The following is a 19,089-nucleotide window of genomic DNA, read 5'->3' on the forward strand; positions in this document are numbered from 1 at the left end:
AGGGCCCGCAGCTGGCCCCTTTCCCCGGTCATCCTTGCCATGTTATAATAGAGGTGATGACCGGATTCGTGAACGCCCAGTCGGAGGCTCATGCCATGACGCTCCGCACAGCGACGCTGCTCGTCTGCCTGGCCCTGGTCGCGGGGTTGTGCCCCGCCGCTCCGGCCGACCAGACGCCCCCTGAGAAGTCCGTCGCCGAGACGCTCGAGGGCGAGCGCTACCTCCCCATCGGACTCACGCCCGAAGAGGAGGGCATGCTCCACCTCATCGGGCGCGACCACCGGAGGACGGCGCCGCCACCCGGGCCAGCCCGCAATCCCGGTGAGTTCGAGCCGATGACCGGCGTCATCGTCCGCTACCCGTGGGGGAACCCGCTGAGTCTCCTGGTCGAGTACGCCGAGGACGTCACCCTCTGGGTCATCGTCGCGAACTCCTCCCAGCAGACGAGCGCCTACAACGACCTGCAGAACGCGGGGTGCAACATGGCGCACGTGGGGTTCATCACGGCGTCCACGAACAGCATCTGGACCCGCGACTACGGCCCCTGGTTCATCGTCAATGGGAACAACCAGCAGGGCATCGTGGACCACGTCTACAACCGCCCGAGGCCGCTGGACGACGTGATCCCCGCGACCATCGGGACGGCCTGGGGCATTCCGGTGTACGGCATGAGCCTCACGCACACCGGCGGGAACTACATGTCCGACGGCCGCGGCATTGCAATGTCGAGCCGGCTCGTCATCGACGAGAACCCCTCGCTCACGCCGGCGCAGATTGACGCCACCATGGAGTCCTACCTCGGCATCACGCAGTACGAGAAGCTCCCGTACATCCAGACGAGCGGCATCCACCACATCGACTGCTGGGCGAAGCTCCTCTCCCCCGGCACGATCCTCATCCGCTCGGTGCCCTCGACGCACACCGACTATGCGCGCATCGAGGCGAACGTGGCGTACATCTCGACCCTCACGAGCTCGTGGGGACGGCCGTACGAGATCGTGCGCGTGTACACGCCGAACAACGAGCCGTACACGAACTCGCTCATCCTGAACGACAAGGTCTTCGTGCCGCTGTACGGGACCGCCTGGGACGCGGCCGCCATCGCGACATACCAGGCCGCCATGCCGGGCTACGAGGTCCTCGGTTTCACCGGCTCGTGGCTGTCCGACGACGCCATCCATTGCCGCGCGATGGGCGTGACCGACCGGTACATGCTCTACATCGATCACGTGCCGCTCTTCGACACGGCGGACAGCGAGAACGGCTACCGCGTCAGGGCTCTCGTGGACGACATGATCGGCGCGGGGCTCATCGCCGACTCAGTGCGCGTCCACTGGAAGACCTCGTCCGCGCCGGCGTGGACGCCGGTCGTCATGACGGCGATCGCGGGCACGGACTCCTTCTACGCCGACATCCCGGCGCAGAACGTCGGCACCGACGTGTTCTACTACGTCTCGGCGGCCGACAACTCCGGCCGCCGAGAGAGGCACCCGTACATGGGGGCCGCCGACCCGCACGACTTCTCCGTCCTCGTGGACACGCAGGCGCCGGTCATCGCGCACACACCGATGCCCGCTCAGCTCGCGTCGACCTGGCCCCCGACCGCGAGCGCGACCGTGACGGACGACATCGCCGTGGCGGCCGTGACGCTCGAGTCGTGGATCAACGGAGCGCGCCAGCCCGACGCGGCCATGGCCCGCGTGCCCGGCACGTTCCGCTACGAGTGCGCGTTCCCCGGGAGCGCCGGCGCGGGCGACGCCGTGAACTACCGCATCGTCGCGCGGGACGCCGCGACGCCGCCGCACGAGACCGTGTCGCCGGCGGCGGGCACGCACTACTTCGGCGTCGTGTCCGCGGTGGACGTCGTCATCTGGGAGCCGGATCCGAGCCCGCTCTCCGGCGCTGCGATCGGCGCCGTACTGAGCGAGCTTGGACTGAGCTACGAGTACACGACGACGATGCCCTCGAATCTCGCGGCGTACCGGGCCGCGTTCATCTGCCTGGGCATCTACTCGCAGAACTACGCCCTTTCGACGTCGCAGGCCAACGCCATCGTGAGCTACCTGAACGGCGGCGGGAACGTGTACATGGAGGGCGGCGACTGCTGGGCGTACGACAGCGCGCGCACGATCTACAACGGCCACTTCGGGATCAACGGCACGTCGGACGGGACCGCCGACCTTTCGACGGTGCTCGGGCAGGCGGGCACGTTCACGGCGGGCATGAGCTTCTCGTACACCGGCGGCAACAGCTACATCGACCACATCGCGCCGGTCGGGTCGGCCTTCGCGGTCTTCAGGAACCCCGCCGACAACCAGGGTTGCGGCATCGCCAACCCCGCGGCCTCGTACAAGACCGTCGGCTGCTCGTTCGAGTTCGGGGGACTCGTGAACGGGGCGCCGCCGTCCACGAGGAAGGCGCTCCTCGAGGAGATCCTCGGGTTCTTCGGCATCGGGACGACGGGAGTGCCGGCCGGCACAGCGCCGCGCCTTGCACTCAGGCAGAACAGCCCCAACCCGTTCAACCCGGTGACGACGCTCGCCTTCGAGCTGCCGACGGCCGGGCCGGTCGAGCTCTCGGTGTACAGCGGGTCCGGCAGGAAGGTCGCCACGCTCGTGGACCGCGCGCTCCCGGCCGGACCGCACGCGATCTCGTGGGGCGGCACAGACGACGAGGGTGCGCAGGTCGCAAGCGGCGTGTACTTCTTCCGCCTGACGCAGGGCGGCGAGACGGTGTCGGTGAAGGGCGTGCTGCTGAAGTAGGCGGCGACGCCGCAACACGCGCGCATGCGGGGCCCCGGCTGCGGTCGGGGCCCCGCTTTGTCGACGGGCCTGCCGGTTGCGCGCGCGCGGCGCGGCGTGCTAGTCTGAACCCCGTGCTCGGACCACGACGATCCGAGGGAGGGTCCGGCCGTGACGAAGCGACGACGCAAGCCCGCCCCGGAAGGCCGGGAGGCGCCGGGACGGCAGCCCGCCAGCCGCGGCGGCCCCCGCTGGGCCCTCGTCGCCCTCCTCGTCATCCTCGCCCTCGGCGGCACGCTCCGCGGGCTCTACCTCGCCGAGTTCTCGCATAGGCCCGACTTCGAGGTCCCCTTCGCCGACGCCGACTTCCACAACTACTGGGCGCGCGCGCTCGCGTTCGGCGACTGGAAGCAGCCGTTCTACGAGGTGGACCCGCACATCCGGGAGATCCCCTACTTCCGCCCGCCCGGATACGCCTACTTCCTCGCGGCCGTGTACAGACTCACGGGCCCGGGCTACTTCGGCCCGCGCGTCGTGCAGATGGTGCTCGGCCTCGCCAACGCGCTCCTCGCGTTCCTCCTCGCGCGGCGGTTCTTCGGGAACGTCACCGCGCTCGTCCTCGCGGCCCTCATGGTCACGTACTGGCCGTTCATCTACACGGAGGCGGACTTCGAGGAGCCCGTCCTCTCCATCTTCCTCCTCCTCTCGCTCGCGCACCTGCTCGTGCGCTGGGCCGCAGGCAGGCGACCCGCGTGGATGGCGCTCTGCGCGGGAGGGCTCATCGGCCTCCTCGGGCTCGTGCGCCCCAACGCGCTCATCCTCGTGGTTCCGGTCGCGTGGTGGACCTGGTGGATCCTCGCGCGGCGGAGCGAGGGGCGGGCCGCACTCAAGACCGTGGCCGCGGTCGTTGCGGGCACGGTCATCCTCGTCTCCCCGGCCACCGTGAGGAACTACGTCGTCGCTCGGGATCTCGTGCCCATCTCCTCGAATGGCGGAATCAACCTGTACGTGGGGAACCGAGAGGGCGCTGACGGGCAGGTGAAGATCACGCTCCCGGGCATAGGCACGCTGGATACGTGCTTCGACCACCTGCGGATCGTGGAGAGCGTTGAGCGCAACGTCGGACGCCGCATGAAGCACTCCGAGGTTTCGAGCTACTTCTCCCGCCTTGCAGTGGACTGGATCCGCAGGAATCCGGGCGACTTCGCGGCACTCCTCTGGCACAAGGCGCTTCTGTTCTGGGGCCCCGGCGAAGTCGGCGGCGGAAACAGGGTGATCGAGCCCGACCGCGGAGCGTCTGCCGTGCTCTCGAGAATCCCCGTGGGATTCGGTCCACCGCTGGGATTCGCGATCGTCGGCGTGGCGATGTTCTGGTGGCGGGGCCGGCGGCGGACCGTTGCGGCACGGTCTGGAGTGGCGTCTCTCGGCCGCCACCGCGACGCATCGTTCGAGGTCGGCGTGTTCGTCCTCGCGCTCATCGCCGCGTGGTATGCGTCGTACGCCCCGTTCGCCAACATCAACAGGTATCGTCAGCCCATCCTCCCCTTCGTGTTCCTGTTCGCCGGCCTCGGCGTGGATCATCTCCTAGCCCTGGCGCGCGCCCGCGACGCGTGGCGGCTCGCGCCGTGGTGCCTTGCGCTCGCTGCCTCACTCGTCGTCTCGAACACCAACTTCGCCCGGTACGAGCCCAACATCGCCAAGTGGCACTACCAGAACGGCATCGTGATGTACCGCCTCGGGAAGCTCGACGGAGCCATCACGGAGTACAGGAAGGCGCTGGAGGAGAAGCCGGACTACGCATCTGTCATGACGGATCTCGGGGCCGCGCTCGGGACGCTCGGCAGGATCGACGAGGCACTGCCCTACATCGTCCGTGCGTCGCGTAGCCTACCGGAGAGTTTCGAGGCGCAGTACAACGCAGGCGTGGTCCTCGAGATGACGGACGACCTGAGTGCCGCGCGGGACCGCTACGCCGCAGCCCTGCGACTGCGTCCCAGCGATCGGAGAGCGACGGCAGGACTCGCGCGAACCGAGGCCGGGCTGCGGCAGAACCCACCGGCCGGAGAGAGGTGAGCGCGGGCACAGAGGGGATCGGCATGCGTCTCCATCCGAAGATCCTGCTCCCGGTCATCCTCGTCGCGGCCCTCGCAGCGCGGATCGCGTTCTGCGTCGCCGTGGTGGGTTTCCACTCGGTGGGCTGGGGCGACGAACCCGACTACCACAGGCACGCCGCCGACCTCGCGGCGGGCAGGGGGTTCATAAGCCCCGAGGGCGAACCGACCGCCGCGCGCCCGCCGCTCTATCCGGTCGTCCTGAGCGCGGTGTACCGGGTGACCGGCCCGAGCCACGCAGCCGGCCGCGTGCTGCAGATCCTCCTCGGCGCCGGCATCGTGCTCCTCGTGTACATCGTCGCCGCACGCCTCTTCTCGCCCACCGCCGGCGTCGTCGCCGCCGCGCTCACGGCCGTGAACCCGTCCCTCATCTACCTGAGCGCGCTCATCATGACCGAGAACCTCGCGATCGTCCTCCTGCTCCTCATGCTCATCCTCCTTGCGAAGGAGGCCGTCTCGGAACGACTCGCGCCGGGGCGGCTCGCGCTCGGCGGGCTGCTCGGTGGAGCCTCGTGTCTCACGAGGCCGGACAGCGCGCCCTTCGTGCTCCTCATCCCGTTCGTCGTCCTCGCGTTCGGGAGGGCGACCGTGCGCCGGAGGCTCGCCGGCGCCGCGATCTTCCTCGCTGTCGCGGTCGCGGCGATCCTCCCGTGGGCCGCGCGCAACCGCGCCGTCCTCGGGGAGTGGGTCGCGTTCTCCACCCACGGCGGCATCACGTTCTACGAGAGCAACAACATGCGGATCGTCGAGGAGCCGGCGTTCCGCGGGTCGGTCGTGCTGCCGAGGACGGCGGTGCCGCGATGGGATGAGCTCGCGCCGCTCGGCGAGCTCGAGCTCGACAGGAAGGCGTGGGAGATGGGCCGGGAGTTCGCGCGCGAGCACCCGGACCACATGCTCCGCCTCATGGGATGGAAGTTCCAGCGGTTCTGGAGGCTGCGGAGCGGCCTCAGGGTGAAGGACACCGACGGAGCGATCAGCGTGGACGGGTCACGCCCGCTCGGCGAGATGCTCCTGGGGGCGGATGTCGGCTGGCTCTACTCGCTCGTCGCGATGCCGCTCTTCCTGCTGGGGATGGCCGTGACGGCGCGGAAGTGGCGGACCCTTGCGCTCCTCTACGCGGTCGTGGCGTCGAACACGCTCGTCGCGCTCGCGTTCCACGGCTCGCTCAGGGCGCGCTCGCCCGTCGAGCCCGTCATTGCGGTGTTCGCCGGCGCGACGATGGCTGCGCTTCTGTGTCGGACGAGGCTGCAGCCGGGAGGAGCCGCGCTGGCGGGATAGTCCCGCCCATGTCCCCCCCGCAGGAACTTGGGCACTCACGGAAGCCGTGCGGCCACCAGCTCCCCGAGCGCCCTGCAGGAGGCGAGATGCTCTCCTGTTGGGACATACCTGCATCGCTGAGCCTCGCCCACCATGTCCACCTTCATCTGGACAAGCGCGTCCTGGACGTGCTGGACCGCCTCGCCGCTCCAGCCGTAGGACCCGAACGCCTGGCCGACGAGATTGGCCGGCTTGAGGCCCTTGAGATAGGTCAGGATGTCCGCGACGGTCGGGAGCATCTGCCCGTTGAGGGTGGACGAGCCCACGAGGAGCGCGCCCGCCTCGAGGACCTCGGTGGCCGCCTCGCTGCGGTCGGCGGCCGAGAGAGGCAGGAGATTCGCACTTGCCCCGCCGGCGGCGAGCCCGTCGCCGATCGCCCGCGCCATCGCGGCCGTGCTCCCCCACATGGTGTCGTAGACCACGACGGCCTTCCGCGTCGGCCGCTGCTCGGCCCAGCGCGCGTAGGACGCGAGGATCCCGGCGAAGCCCCTCCTCCACACCGGGCCGTGGTCCGGCGCCACGAGCTTCGCGGGCAACTTCAGCGACCCGAGCCGATCGAGCGCCTTCGTCACGAGCCCGGAGTACGGCATGAGGATGTTCGCGTAGTACTTCGCGGCCTCCTCGTTCAGGAGCGCCGGGTCCAGCTCGTCGTCGAACCGCTCGCTCGACGCGAGGTGCATGCCGAACGCGTCCTGCGAGAAGAGGACCTCGTCGCCGTCGAGGTAGGAGATCATGCTGTCGGGCCAGTGGAGCATCCGGGTCTCGTAGAACGTGAGGGTCGCGTTCCCGAGGCTCCGCCGCTCGCCGTCCTTCACGGCCGTCACGCCCGCGAGGCCGTGGAAGTGCTCCGCGAGCGCCTTGACGCCCATCGGCGACGCGAGGACCTCGCGGGGCTCGACGGCCTTCACGGTCTGCGGCAGGAGCCCCGAGTGGTCCATCTCGGAGTGGTTCGAGACGATGACCTTGATGTCGCGCGGGTCCACGACCGACCGGATCCGCGACATGAACTCGTCGCGGAACGGCGCCTTCACCGTGTCAACGAGCGCGATCTCGTCGGCCATCACGAGGTACGCGTTGTAGGTCGTCCCGCGGTTCGTCGCGTAGCCGTGGAAGTCCCGGATGCTCCAGTCGATGGCGCCGACCCAGAAGACCCGCTCGCTGATCCTGACGGCCCGGAACGGCTCGGCCATGAGGTCACTCCTGCGCCGCGGCGGGCGGCGTGAACACCCGCGTCGCCAGTTCGCGGTCGATCATGTAGAGCGCGTTCCCGCGGTCGCCCACGAGCGCGAGCTTCTGCCGGATGCCGTCGGCCGTCGCCTCCTCCTCCACCTGCTCGGCGACGAACCACTGCAGCATGTTCGCCGTCGCGTGGTCCGACTCCGCGACCGCGAGGTCCACGAGCTTGTTGATGAGGCTCGTCACGTGCTGCTCGTGCTTGAGCGTCGCCTCGAAGACCGCGAGCGGCGACTTCCAGGCGGCCGGCGGCGCGTCGATCGCCGTCAGGGTCACCCGCCCGCCGCGCTCGTTGACGTAGTCGAAGAACTTCATCGCGTGGACGAGCTCCTCCTGCACCTGCGCGCGGAACCAGTTCTCGAAGCCGTCGAGGCCGAGCGACTTCGCGTGGGCCGCCATGGAGAGGTAGAGGTAGGCGGAGTAGGTCTCGGCGTTGATCTGCTTGTTGAGAGCGCCCTGCATCTTCTTGCTCAGCATCGGTTCGTCTCCCCTTCCGGCGCGCCGCCGGCGCGCGTCCTCGGACCCGTCAACCTCTCTGACGGCCGTCGCGGGCCCTGGCGCTTCCCGCTACCCCTCGAGGTCGAACTCACGCACGTCGAACCAGTACCCGGTGCCGCTGAGCTGGTCGATCTGCGCCTGGACCACCGCGAGGTGCCCGTCCTCGATCTCCAGGAACCTCGAGAACAGCGCCTTCGCCTCGGCGGGGAGTTCCGACACCATCCTCCGGTAGAAGCCGCTGGTCTCGGTCTCCACGACCAGGGCCTGCTCCAGGAAGTCGATCTCGGCTCCGCTGGCGCGCTCCGGCCCCGCCGTCTCGAGCTTAGCGATGCCGGCCTGGATCGCGCCGGGCGACGGCAGCGCCGTCCCGAGCCCGGACGCCGTGACCCGGCCGTTCCGGGCCCACTCCGCGAGCTTGTGCTCGAGGTAGTCGACGTGGTGCTGCTCCTCATCCGCCATGAGCTGGAAGACGCGCCTCGCGGACGCGTGCTCGGCTCCTCTCACCGCCTTCGCGTAGTGGTCTCGGACCTTGTTCTCGTACTCGATCGCGGTCCTGATCGCCTGCTCTACCGTCACGGTGCCTCCCGGTCTCGCTGTGCCGCGCGCGGTCGGCTCACGCCTTCCACAGGCCGTGGACGTTGCAGTACTCGCGGACGGCCGCGATGGGCCCGGTGACGCGGAACACGGCCTCGGGCGCCCCGCCCGGCTGCAGGAACTCGCGGTAGGCCTTGCCATCCGAGATCACCTCGATCCACTCGATGTAGTGCTTCTCCTCCATCGGGTGCGGAACGCCTCCCACCTTGACCTTGACGCCTGTCGCCGTCGGCTCCACCACCGGGACGTGCTTCTCCTTCGACGCGTCCACGGTGTTCTCGGTCACGAGCGCCATGGGCCTGCCGCAGCACACGAGCTCGCCCGCCCCCTCGTGCAGGACCTCGACGATGTTCCCGCACGCCTCGCACTTGTAGATCTGCAGCTTCGCCGTCATGTCGTCCTCCGCGGGCGCGGCCGGGTGATTCTACCCGGCCGCGTCTCGTCGTTCAACACGCCTCCGCCCGCTACCAGTTCTCGCACAGAAGCTCGAAGTGCGCCTGCGGATGATCGCACGCCGGGCACTTCTCGGGCGCCGAGGCGCAGCTCAGGATGTAGCCGCAGTTGCGGCAGCGCCACACGACCTTCTCACCCCTCTTGAACACGCGGTCGGCCTTGATGTTCCCCAGGAGCCCCTGGTACCGCTTCTCGTGCTGCTTCTCAGCCACCGCGATCGCCTCGAAGATGCACGCGATGGAGTTCAGGCCCTCTTCGCGGGCGATCTTCGCGAACTCGGGGTACATGGTCGTCCACTCGTGGTTCTCGCCGCCGGCGGCCTCCGCGAGGTTCTCGGCCGTCGTGCCGACGACGCCCGCCGGGAACTTCCCGGTGATCTCGACCTCGCCGCCCTCGAGGAGCTTGAAGAGGCGCTTGGCGTGCTCGCGCTCCTGGTTCGCGGTCTCTTCGAAGACGTCCGCGATCTGGACGTAGCCCTCCTTGCGCGCCTTGCTCGCGAAGTACGTGTAGCGGTTCCTCGCCTGCGACTCGCCGCTGAACGCGGTCAGGATGTTCTTCTCGGTCTTCGTTCCCTTGACGCTCACTTCGCCCTCCTTCCGTTGCCGTTCTTCCGCGCCTTCCGCTGCTTCTCAACGCACGCCGGGCAGAGCCCGGTGAAACAGAGTCTGTGCCCCGTCAGCCGGAAGCCGTCACCGCCGACCACCGCGGACTCCAGCGGCGTCCGCAGACAGAGCCCTACGTCGCTCACACGACCGCATCGGTCACAGACGGCGTGGTAGTGCTCCCCCTCCGCGCGGTCGAAGCGCCTCGCCCCACCCTGCGTCTCGATCACGCGCACCCGACCCTCGCGGGCCAGCGCGTCGAGCCCGCGGTACACGGTGGCAAGGCTCACGCCGTCGAGCCGTTTCCTCACGGACAGATGCAGCTCGTCCGCGGTGGGATGGCTGTGAGACCGCTCGAGTTCCTCGAGGATCGCCGCTCTCGCCCGGGTCATGCGAAAGCCGTTGCCCTGTTCCGCCACGCCGTCATCCCTCGAAGGGGGAAATGCGAACGATTCGCGTTAGCAGCATAACCGACAACGCTTCGGAGTCAAGCGCGCGAGTGCCGGCGCTTGACGGCCGGGTAGTACGATGTGATACTCCCGGTCGTTGCCAGTCGGCGGACGGTGACCGGGAGGGCCGCATGCCCAGGAAGAAGACGGAGACCATATCGTTCAAGGCGGACACGGCGCTCCTCGATGCGATCGAGGGGATCGCCAATCGCTCCGAGTTCATCCGCGGCGCGATCCTCGCGGCGCTCGAGAGCGCGTGTCCTCTGTGCAGCGGCACGGGGACGCTCACGCCGGACCAGAAGCGTCACTGGAACGAGTTCGCGGAGGACCACCCCATCAGGACGTGCGGCCACTGCCACGAGCCACGCATCTACTGCGCGAGGAAGCCGTGAGGGCCCGGGCAGCGCGGTGGCGCGGGAGGTGGCGCCTCGCGACGGCGGCGGCCGTCGTGGCGCTCCAGCTTGCGGCGGGCGCGCCCGCGCCGGCTGCGGCCGCTTCCTCGACCGCGGCGACGCCCGAGCGGCCCGCGCTGAGCACGGTCGCAGGCATCGACCCCATCGCCTTCGTCGTCGAGCGCGTCGGCGGGCCCCGGGTCGAGGTTCGCGTGGCCGTGAGCGCAGGCCAGGACCCGCACACGTACGAGCCCACGCCGGCGCAGATGGCGGCGCTGTCGGGAGGTCGCCTCTACTTCCGGACCGGCCTGCCCTTCGAGGAGCGGCTCCTCGGGCGCATCGCCGAGGTCGCTCCGCAGCTGGCCGTTGTCGATGTCGGCCGGGGCGTGCCGCGACGACGGGCGGACGACGGCGCCCATCGGCCCGGGGCGCACGATGACGGCGCGGATGCCGGGCACGACCACGGCGAGGCGGACCCCCACATCTGGATGAGCCCGCGCCTCATGAAGACCATCGCCGGCACCGTGTGTGACGCCCTCGTCGAGGCCGACCCGGCCGGCGCCGACGAGTACCGTCGGCGTCTCGAGGCGCTCCTCTCCGACCTCGACACGCTCCATGCCGAGATCGCCGCGGCGCTCGCGCCTCTCCGCGGTCGGAGCCTCTACGTGTTCCACGACGCGTTCGGCTATTTCGCCGACGCGTACGGCCTCCGGCAGGTGGCCATCGAGACCGGCGGCAGGGAACCGGGGCCGAGGCGCGTGGCGGGCATCATCGAGAGCGCGAGGCGAGACGGGATCCGGGTCATCTTCGTCCAGCCGCAGTTCTCGACGCTGAGCGCGCAGGCGATCGCGCGAGAGATCGGCGGCGCGGTCGTGCCGTTCGATCCGCTCGCCAGGGACTACATCGCGAGCATGAGGAAGGCGGCCGGCGCGGTCGCGGCCGCGCTGTCCGCGGGAGGCTGACCGGCATGGCGCCCGCCGTTGACCCCGCCGTCCGCTTCGAGAGCGTCTCCTACGCCTACGGTCAGCGGCCCGCCGTGAGCGACGTCACGCTCACGATCCCGCGCGGCGGGTTCGCAGCCGTCATCGGTCCCAACGGCGGCGGCAAGACGACGCTCCTCAAGCTCGCGCTCGGGCTCCTGAAGCCCTCGCGCGGCACGGTCGAGGTTCTCGGGACGACGCCGCAGGCCGCGCGCAGCCGCATCGGCTACATGCCCCAGCGCGCCCAGATCGACCCGCTGTTCCCCGCACCGGTGGGGGACGTCGTCCTGGCGGGACGGATCGGCCCGGCCGCGGCGGCCTACACGCGGAGCGACCGGGAGGCCGCGACGGCCGCGGCGGAGCGCGTCGGACTGGGTGAGCTGCGCCGGACGCCGTTCTCGGCGCTGTCCGGCGGCCAGCGACAGCGCGCGCTCATCGCGCGTGCCCTGGTCGCCGACCCTGAGCTCCTGCTCCTCGACGAGCCGACGGCGAACCTCGACGTCGCGATGGAGAACGACCTGTACGATCTCCTCGCGTCGCTCTCCGGGACGCTCACGATCGTCCTGGTCTCGCACGATCTCGGGTTCGTGTCCCCCATCGCCGACACGGTCGTCTGCGTCAAGGAAACCGTCACCGTCCACCCCACGTGTGAGCTCACCGGCGAGGCCATCCGCACGACGTACGGGCGCGAGGTCCTCGCGGTGCGCCACGACCGGGACGCCCGCGGACACGGAGGCGAGCGATGATGGGGTTCCTCGAGGCGGTCGGCACCCACGCCTTCCTGCGGCACGCGCTCGTTGCCTGCGCGCTCGCAAGCGTCGCGGCGGCCGTGGTCGGCAGCTACGTGGTCGTCCGGAGGATGACGGCGATCGCCGGAGGCGTCGCGCACTCGGTGCTCGGGGGGATCGGCGCGGCCGCGTATCTTGAGGCAGCGCACGGGTGGCAGGCGCTCCATCCTCTCCACGGCGCGGCGGTCGCCGCCGTTCTCTCGGGCGTCGTCATCGGCATCGCGGGAGCCCGGGGCCGCGAGAGGCCCGACACGGTCATCGGGGTCGTGTGGGCGGTCGGCATGGCGGCCGGCGTGCTGTTCCTGTCAAGGACGCCGGGGTACGGGCAGAACCTCGTGAGCTACCTCTTCGGCAACGTCCTCATGGTGACCCGCGGGCACATCTGGCTCATCGCCGCGCTGGATGTCATCGTCCTCGCGGCCGCCGTCCGGTTCCGGAGCGGCCTGTTCGCCACGTCCTTCGACGAGGAGTTCGCCGTCGCGCGCGGCGTGAACGTCGCGTTCCACCACATGCTGCTCGTCATCCTCACCGCGCTCTCGGTGGTGCTCCTCGTCACCGTCGTGGGCATCGTGATGAGCATCGCCCTCCTCACGATCCCGCCGGCGATCGCGGGGCGCTACACGCGAAGCCTCCTGTCCATGATGGTCGCTGCGGGCGCTGTCTGCCTCGTCCTCACGTCGGGCGGCCTCGCGGCGAGCTACGCGCTGGACCTTCCTTCGGGAGCGACCATCATCGTGCTCGCGGGCGCCGCGTACGCGCTTCTTGTCCCGCCGGCGCGGCGGATCAGGCGGTCTCGACTGTGGCCGGTGGGCGCGCCGGGGGGGATCTAGCGGTAGATGGCCTTGATCGTGCTCCAGCTCGCGAGCCGCTCGGTGGAGGGCGCCGTGTAGCCGTCGATGGTGACCACGTAGCCCTTTCCGCAGGGAACCCCCGAGTACACGGACGGCCCCACCCAGAGCCAGTGCTCGCCGGGCTCCACCGTCACCGTCGCGCAGGCGTCACCGCAGACGGTCCCGGCCGCGCGGGCGAGGTGCTCGAGATCGCTGCACCCCTCGCCGGGCCCGCGTCGCAGCACCCACATGAGCAGCGGGAACTCGGCCCTGCCGCAGACAGTGATGGTGCTCTGCTGCTCGACGTCGAGCCGGAACCAGTCGGTGTCGCGGTAGCCGACGCCGTCGGTGGTGTAGGTTCCGCTCGCGCCCCTGAGCGTGATCGTGGCGTCGCTGGGCGGGATGCTCTGGAACACGCGAGGGGTCGAGTTGCACCCGCCGTTCCACGAGTCGTCCCACCCGTCGCGGCACGGCGGCTCCGTCTCCACGATGAGCCGGGCGGGCGACTCGAGCACGCAGGGGCCGTTCTCGAGCACGGCGATCCGATACTCCCCGGAGCTCGTCCCGTAGCCATCCACGACGATGTAGTACGTGTGCCCGGCGGCCAGGTCCACGTGGTCGAGCATGGACTGCCAGCCGCTGCCGCCGCACTCGGCGTCGTCGTTGCAGACCACGACGGAGCCGGGGCCGTCGCGGAAGACGTAGACCTTCGTGTCGTACGAGGACTCGCACAGGCTCACCGTGACGTTGACGTCGGTCTCCGGGGTGAAGGCATAGACGACGTCCGGGGCCGTCGAGCCCGCGTATGGACAGGCCGCGTCGTAGTCGTTGGCCCGTCCGGCCGTCGTCCCGACCGCCATGAAGGGCAGCGACGCGATCGGGATCGCCGACGCGATGTCCTCCCCCGGGCCGCGGGTCCCCGCGCCCTCCGGCAGTCCTGCGAGGAGCGGCTTGCTCTCAGGCACGTTGGCGGTCGATGCGGCCAGCGCCGGGCCGGCCGGCACGGCCGCGAGCAGGACGAGCAGGGCCGCGTGGATGACCAAGGATGGGGCGCTGAGCGGGCGGATCGCCATACAATGAGATTATCACATGATTGCCAGACTGTCAAGAAGCGAGCCTGTGGCGCACCCCTCCCCTCGCGCGGCCGATCCGGCCATCGCCGTGGTAGGATGTCGCCGTGACCAGCAGCAGGAGATACCCCGTCCCCGCCGGGATCCACCGCGCCGAGCGCGTCGTGGAGCGGAGCCGGTTCATTGCGACCGTCGGGCACGCCGCCTCCCCCGAGGCGGCGAGGCTCTTCGTGTCCGGCGTGGCCGCGGAGTTCCCCGACGCCTCGCACAACTGCTGGGCGTACGTCGCGGGCCCCCCGGGCGACACGGCCAGGATCGGAATGAGCGATGCCGGCGAGCCCCGCGGCACCGCGGGGCGCCCGATGCTCAACGCCCTTCTCGGCAGCGGCGTCGGGGACGTCGCCGCCGTCGTGACCCGCTACTTCGGCGGCTTGAAGCTCGGCACCGGCGGCCTCGCCCGGGCATACGCGGCCAGCGTGATGGACGCGCTCGCGTCCCTCCCCACCGTCGAGCACGTCGAACGCGTCGAACTCCGCCTTGAAGCCGCCTACGCCGGCCTCCGCGAACTGGAACGCCTTCTCGATGATGTCGGCGCTTCCGTCGTCGAGCAGACCTACGGCGCCGGGGTCCTCCTCCGCGTGAGCGTCCCGCGGGACGAGGAAGCCCGTCTGCGGCAGGCGCTCGAGTCCCTCCGCGGTCTCGCGCGTGTGATCCCGGCCGGCACCGATCCCTCACGCTGACTCCGACGCGCAGGCAGAATGCGTCTTGACAGCGGACCCGCTCGTCGTATATTCTGGTACACGAGTACCAGAATAGCCGCGGACAACGCCAAGGGAGCCCGGGACCATGAGCGGCCTCGCCAGACCATCGGAAGCGGTCACGATCGCGGTCCATGCCTGCGGCCTCCTCGCGGGCGCGGGCGGCGCGGCGCTGACGACCCACGAGATGGCGCGCGCCATCGGCGCGTCCGAGGCTCACCTGTCGAAGGTGCTTCAGCGTCTGGCGCGCGCTGGCATCGTGACGGGGCGTCGGGGGCCCGGCGGGGGATTCGTGCTCGCGGATGACCCCGCGTCGGTGTCGCTCCTTCAGGTGTACGAGGCGATCGAAGGGTCGCTCCCCCGCTCCGGGTGCATGCTGGGTCTGCCCATCTGCAGCGGCGCGGCCTGCCCGCTCAGCGCGCTCCTGTCCAGGGTGACTGCGGATGTCGCGGACGGCCTTGCGAGCGTCACGCTCGCCGGCCTGGGAACGTCGCTCGCGCCGGGGCGAACGCGGCGGCCCGCACGCCGACGAGATCGATCAGGCAGATCAGACACGAGGAGAGGCTCAGGACACACAAGGACAGGGAGGTGACGATGTACTGCCACCAGTGCGAACAGACGGCCAAGGGCATCGCGTGCACGGTCCAGGGCGTGTGCGGGAAGGACGCGGCGACGGCGACCCTGCAGGATCTGCTGCTGCACGCAGCGAAGGGCGTCTCGCAGTACGCGCACCGGGCGCGGGCGTTCGGAGCGGTGGACGCCGAGGCGGACGTCTTCGTCGTCGAGGCGCTCTTCACGGCGACCACGAACGTGAACTTCGACCCCGACCGGCTCGCGGCGCTCATCCGAAGGGCGGCGGCGGTCCGCGACAGGGTTCGCGGCCTGTACGAGGCGGCGTGCCGCAAGGCCGGGAAGACCCCCGAGGCGCCGGCGGGACCGGCAACCTGGGCCCCGGCGGCCGATCTCGAGGGCCTGCTGGCCCAGGGACGGGACGCGACCATCGAGGACTGGCCCTCGAAGTACGGCGCGGACGCCGCGAGCCTGCGCGAGGTCATCACGTACGGGCTCAAGGGCGCGGCGGCCTACGCGGACCACGCGCACATCCTCGGCCAGGACGATCCGGCCGTCTACGGCGCCTTCCACGAGGCCCTGGATCTTCTCACCCGCGACGACGTGCCGGCGGAGACGCTGCTCGCCTGGACGCTCAAGGTCGGCGAGCTCAACCTCCGCGCGATGGAGCTTCTGGACGAGGCCAACACCGGCGCGTACGGACATCCGACGCCGACGAAGGTGCGCGTGACGCCCGTCAAGGGCAAGGCCATCGTGGTGTCGGGCCATGACCTCAAGGACCTCGAGGCGCTCCTCGAGCAGACCGCGGGCAAGGGCATCAACGTGTACACGCACGGCGAGATGCTCCCCGCGCACGGCTACCCGGGCCTCAAGAAGCACCGGCACCTCGTTGGGAACTACGGGAGCGCCTGGCAGGACCAGGTGCGCGAGTTCGACGCCTTCCCGGGCGCGGTCCTCATGACCACCAACTGCATCCAACGCCCCACGGAGAGCTACAAGGGTCGCATCTTCACGACGGGTCTCGTCGCGTTCCCGGGCGTGCGGCACGTGACGCGCGAGGACTTCTCCCCCGTCATCGAGGCGGCGCTCGCGGCGCCCGGCTTCGCCGCGGACGAGCCGGGGAAGAGCATCACGGTGGGGTTCGGCCACCACGCTGTCCTGGGCGTGGCGGGTGCGGTGATCGACGCCGTGAAGACGGGCAAGATCCGCCACTTCTTCCTCATCGGCGGGTGCGACGGCGCCAAGCCCGGACGAGACTACTTCACGCAGTTCGCCGAATCGGTGCCGAAGGACTGCGTCATCCTCACGCTCGCCTGTGGGAAGTACCGCTTCAACAAGCTGGACTTCGGTGATATCGGCGGGATCCCGCGGCTGCTCGACGTCGGGCAGTGCAACGACGCGTACTCGGCGGTCAAGATCGCTCAGGCGCTGGCCGGAGCGTTCGGTGTGGGCGTGAACGACCTCCCGCTCTCGCTCATCGTGTCCTGGTACGAGCAGAAGGCGGTGGCCGTGCTGCTCACGCTGCTGCATCTCGGGATCAAGGGCATCCGCCTGGGCCCGACGCTTCCGGCGTGCCTGTCGCCGAACGCGCTCGCGATCCTCGTCGAGAAGTTCGACATCAAGCCGATCACGACGGTGGCGCAGGACCTCGAGAGCATCCTGGGCGCGGGGGACTATGGGACCGCGGGCACAGCGTGAGGGACTTGGCCGAGGTTCGAGGCTGGACATCTGTGGGAGAACGCGAGCACGAGGTCACACGGTGTGGCCTCGCGCTCGTTGTGTGCCCTGTCGGACACGGCAGGGTTGACCTGCTTGCGAGGATCTCTGAGGCGGCGGCGGAGGTACCGTCCTCAGGCGCCGCTGACCGCCGGTCTAGTAGCCGTGCCACCCGCCGGCGGCCCACACGAGGAAGCGCACGATCCAGTCCCAGAGGGACTCCTGCTCGGCCTGCTCGGCGGCGAACGCCACGATCGGGGACGCCGCCAGCACGAGAAGGACCAGCGCGATCCTAGCTCTGAGCGTAGTCACTGCCATCACCTCCTCTCAGCACGAACATGTCGGGGAGCCAGTCCCTGCCTTTCGGCAGGGACCCGTCGGGGAACCGCACGATCGCGAGGTAGCCGCCGCTTGCGGCCTTCGCGTATCCGGTCGAGCGATCGGTCAGCACGATGGGTCCGTCCGCCGTGCTGAAGACGCGTCGCTCCTGGATGCTGTCCGTGAACAGGATCTCCGTGCTCTCCACGCGCCGCTTCCCGTAGGCGAGGACGAACCGGGACCTGCCGTCGAGCACGACCCTGCCGCCCGCGTCCACATAGATGACGCACACGGCGTAGTCACCGGGCGTCTCGCGGACCCGAACGTGCAGGCGGAAGCCGCCGGCCGCCTCGAGGCGCAGAAGCTCCCGGCCGGCCCGCGTCTCGGCAAGGGCCGACGGCCAGGTCTCCTGCTCCACGGCGATCCTGTGCTTGAGGCTCGCGCGCACGCCGGGTGACAGGACGCAGCTAACGGAGCGCTCCCCCCCTGCACGCGGCGGGACCGCGAGCAGCGCCAGAACGGCCGGAAGAAGCATGGCACTCCGTCTCATGCTGTCACCCCCTAGCACGCTTCGCTCGGAAGGTCAGAAGAGGGTGGTCTGTTCCCGCGGTTGCATAGCGTATGCCATCGGGCGGCTCAGGAATGCGCGCACCCGGAACCGCCCGCATCATGCGCAGTACCGCGCGCACGCCTCGGCGCGCAGCGCGCGACACTGCCAACACAGTTCACACTGCGCTGGCCAGATGGAGGTCGCATTGACAACCGGCTAGAACGTGGGAGCGGATCGGAAGGCGAACACGAACACGGCGATGCCCAGCAGGATGCCGCCGAGCGTCTGGGCGACGGTGTGCCGGCCAAGTCGCCAGCGTGACCACGCAATCATCGCGACGGCCAGTCCCGCAGGGACCACCGCTCCGAAGAGGCGCCAGGTCAGCATGCCGGCGACCGCGGCCGTGGCGCAGTGCACGCTGATCTTCCAGAGGATGGTCACGACGAGAATCACGGTCGCCTGGATCCAGAGGATGCCGGCCAGGTTCGACATCGGCGCGGGCGCCGAGCCTGCAAGCAGCGCGATCCAGCCCAACCCGAGGAACGCGGCCGTGACGAGCTGAGGGCGGAGCCGCTCCTCCCGTCGACCGATCTCGAGGTCCGCGACTGTCTCGTGGCGGATCTGTCGCAGCAGATAGGCGACGGGAACCGGAACGGCGCAGCACACGTACACCGCCGCCCAGAACCAGGCGACCGCGTCGCCCGTCACCGCCGCCTGTATCGCCATGGCCGCGGCCAGGAGCACAGGCGGGCTTGCGACCTGTGAGACCGTGGTCGCGACCTTCTCGTCCCAGCGCTTCGCGTCCGTCGTGTCGCTCATCCCGTGGGAGACCCGCCTGCGCGGGCTGGTGGGGGTTAGGGCTTCGCAAGCGTCCTCGGATGGTCGCACGAAGCGGCCTGCCCAGGCAAGGACGAAACCCAGCCCCCAACAGCGGGGCACCCGCGCTCGAGCGCGGGTGCCCCAGACAGACCCAGGAAGTCCAGGCTCCGGGATCAGGTTCCCTAACATCACATTGCCCTGCGTTTGTGGTTACCATCGAGGCTACACCTCACTCGCAATGGGAGCAGGGGTGTCGCTTGCACCGGCCGGCTCGGCGGGGTATCCTTCCTCCGGGGAAGC

The 19,089-nt window shown here is 69.9% G+C and carries 20 protein-coding genes; 10 read left to right on the forward strand and 10 right to left on the reverse strand.

Features of this window, described 5'->3' with window-relative positions; genetic code table 11:
- The first annotated feature begins 95 nt into the window (after positions 1 to 95).
- From FJY74_05495 to FJY74_05505, 3 genes are all read left to right on the forward strand, one after another.
- Positions 96 to 2,762: an agmatine deiminase family protein gene (locus FJY74_05495; protein MBM3307761.1), complete on the forward strand. Its 2,667-nt coding sequence runs from the start codon at positions 96 to 98 to the stop codon at positions 2,760 to 2,762.
- Positions 2,763 to 2,912: 150 nt separating this feature from the next.
- Positions 2,913 to 4,814 carry a glycosyltransferase family 39 protein gene (locus FJY74_05500; GenBank protein MBM3307762.1) on the forward strand — a complete coding sequence of 634 codons (1,902 nt, stop codon included), beginning with the start codon at positions 2,913 to 2,915 and terminating at the stop codon, positions 4,812 to 4,814.
- Positions 4,811 to 6,130: a glycosyltransferase family 39 protein gene (locus tag FJY74_05505; GenBank protein ID MBM3307763.1), complete on the forward strand. Its 1,320-nt coding sequence runs from the start codon at positions 4,811 to 4,813 to the stop codon at positions 6,128 to 6,130. The genes FJY74_05500 and FJY74_05505 overlap by 4 nt, the downstream gene beginning before the upstream one ends.
- Before the next feature lie 35 nt (positions 6,131 to 6,165).
- Here the strand turns inward: FJY74_05505 and FJY74_05510 are convergent, their stop codons facing one another.
- The 6 genes from FJY74_05510 to FJY74_05535 all read right to left on the reverse strand — a co-directional run bounded on the left by FJY74_05510 (position 6,166) and on the right by FJY74_05535 (position 9,941).
- A complete protein-coding gene (locus tag FJY74_05510) occupies positions 6,166 to 7,359 on the reverse strand; it encodes an FprA family A-type flavoprotein (protein MBM3307764.1) in 1,194 nt (397 codons plus the stop codon).
- Positions 7,360 to 7,363: 4 nt separating this feature from the next.
- A complete protein-coding gene (locus FJY74_05515) occupies positions 7,364 to 7,879 on the reverse strand; it encodes a ferritin (GenBank protein ID MBM3307765.1) in 516 nt (171 codons plus the stop codon).
- 90 nt (positions 7,880 to 7,969) lie between these two features.
- Complete coding sequence (locus tag FJY74_05520) at positions 7,970 to 8,476, reverse strand: hypothetical protein (GenBank protein MBM3307766.1); 507 nt, start codon at positions 8,474 to 8,476, stop codon at positions 7,970 to 7,972.
- A gap of 37 nt (positions 8,477 to 8,513) precedes the next feature.
- Positions 8,514 to 8,888 (reverse strand): desulfoferrodoxin, encoded by a 375-nt coding sequence (locus tag FJY74_05525; protein MBM3307767.1) that lies wholly within the window; start codon positions 8,886 to 8,888, stop codon positions 8,514 to 8,516.
- 70 nt (positions 8,889 to 8,958) lie between these two features.
- A complete protein-coding gene (locus FJY74_05530) occupies positions 8,959 to 9,531 on the reverse strand; it encodes a rubrerythrin family protein (protein MBM3307768.1) in 573 nt (190 codons plus the stop codon).
- Entirely contained in the window at positions 9,528 to 9,941 is a 414-nt protein-coding gene (locus FJY74_05535; GenBank protein ID MBM3307769.1) for a transcriptional repressor, read from the reverse strand. Before FJY74_05535 ends, FJY74_05530 begins: the two co-directional genes overlap by 4 nt.
- A 188-nt stretch (positions 9,942 to 10,129) precedes the next feature.
- Between FJY74_05535 and FJY74_05540 the strand changes: the two genes are divergently transcribed.
- The 4 genes from FJY74_05540 to FJY74_05555 are packed head-to-tail and all read left to right on the forward strand — an operon-like array spanning position 10,130 to position 12,988.
- Positions 10,130 to 10,390: a CopG family transcriptional regulator gene (locus FJY74_05540; protein ID MBM3307770.1), complete on the forward strand. Its 261-nt coding sequence runs from the start codon at positions 10,130 to 10,132 to the stop codon at positions 10,388 to 10,390.
- Positions 10,387 to 11,352, forward strand: a complete 966-nt coding sequence (locus FJY74_05545) for a zinc ABC transporter substrate-binding protein (protein ID MBM3307771.1) — start codon at positions 10,387 to 10,389, stop codon at positions 11,350 to 11,352. The genes FJY74_05540 and FJY74_05545 overlap by 4 nt, the downstream gene beginning before the upstream one ends.
- 5 nt (positions 11,353 to 11,357) lie before the next feature.
- Positions 11,358 to 12,116, forward strand: coding sequence for an ABC transporter ATP-binding protein (locus FJY74_05550; protein ID MBM3307772.1), 759 nt, complete (start codon positions 11,358 to 11,360; stop codon positions 12,114 to 12,116).
- The gene (locus FJY74_05555; GenBank protein MBM3307773.1) at positions 12,116 to 12,988 is read left to right on the forward strand and encodes a metal ABC transporter permease; all 873 of its coding nucleotides are present in this window, start codon (positions 12,116 to 12,118) and stop codon (positions 12,986 to 12,988) included. The genes FJY74_05550 and FJY74_05555 overlap by 1 nt, the downstream gene beginning before the upstream one ends.
- Here FJY74_05555 and FJY74_05560 read toward each other — a convergent pair.
- Entirely contained in the window at positions 12,985 to 14,031 is a 1,047-nt protein-coding gene (locus FJY74_05560) for a hypothetical protein (protein MBM3307774.1), read from the reverse strand. The two genes, FJY74_05555 and FJY74_05560, sit on opposite strands and share 4 nt — an antisense overlap.
- Positions 14,032 to 14,165: 134 nt before the next feature.
- Between FJY74_05560 and FJY74_05565 the strand changes: the two genes are divergently transcribed.
- The 3 genes from FJY74_05565 (at position 14,166) to hcp (ending at position 17,084) form a co-directional block, all read left to right on the forward strand.
- Complete coding sequence (locus FJY74_05565; protein ID MBM3307775.1) at positions 14,166 to 14,798, forward strand: YigZ family protein; 633 nt, start codon at positions 14,166 to 14,168, stop codon at positions 14,796 to 14,798.
- 106 nt (positions 14,799 to 14,904) lie between these two features.
- The gene (locus tag FJY74_05570) at positions 14,905 to 15,408 is read left to right on the forward strand and encodes an Rrf2 family transcriptional regulator (GenBank protein MBM3307776.1); all 504 of its coding nucleotides are present in this window, start codon (positions 14,905 to 14,907) and stop codon (positions 15,406 to 15,408) included.
- A 2-nt stretch (positions 15,409 to 15,410) separates the two neighbouring features.
- Positions 15,411 to 17,084, forward strand: coding sequence for a hydroxylamine reductase (gene hcp, locus FJY74_05575; protein ID MBM3307777.1), 1,674 nt, complete (start codon positions 15,411 to 15,413; stop codon positions 17,082 to 17,084).
- A gap of 174 nt (positions 17,085 to 17,258) precedes the next feature.
- Here the strand turns inward: hcp and FJY74_05580 are convergent, their stop codons facing one another.
- The 3 genes from FJY74_05580 to FJY74_05590 form a co-directional block, all read right to left on the reverse strand.
- A complete protein-coding gene (locus FJY74_05580) occupies positions 17,259 to 17,414 on the reverse strand; it encodes a hypothetical protein (GenBank protein ID MBM3307778.1) in 156 nt (51 codons plus the stop codon).
- Positions 17,395 to 17,970, reverse strand: coding sequence for a hypothetical protein (locus tag FJY74_05585; GenBank protein MBM3307779.1), 576 nt, complete (start codon positions 17,968 to 17,970; stop codon positions 17,395 to 17,397). The genes FJY74_05580 and FJY74_05585 overlap by 20 nt, the downstream gene beginning before the upstream one ends.
- A gap of 216 nt (positions 17,971 to 18,186) precedes the next feature.
- Positions 18,187 to 18,789, reverse strand: coding sequence for a hypothetical protein (locus FJY74_05590; GenBank protein ID MBM3307780.1), 603 nt, complete (start codon positions 18,787 to 18,789; stop codon positions 18,187 to 18,189).
- Between the last annotated feature and the right edge of the window lie 300 nt (positions 18,790 to 19,089).

The sequence above is a fragment of the Candidatus Effluviviaceae Genus I sp. genome (assembly GCA_016867725.1).
Taxonomy (GTDB): domain Bacteria; phylum Joyebacterota; class Joyebacteria; order Joyebacterales; family Joyebacteraceae; genus VGIX01.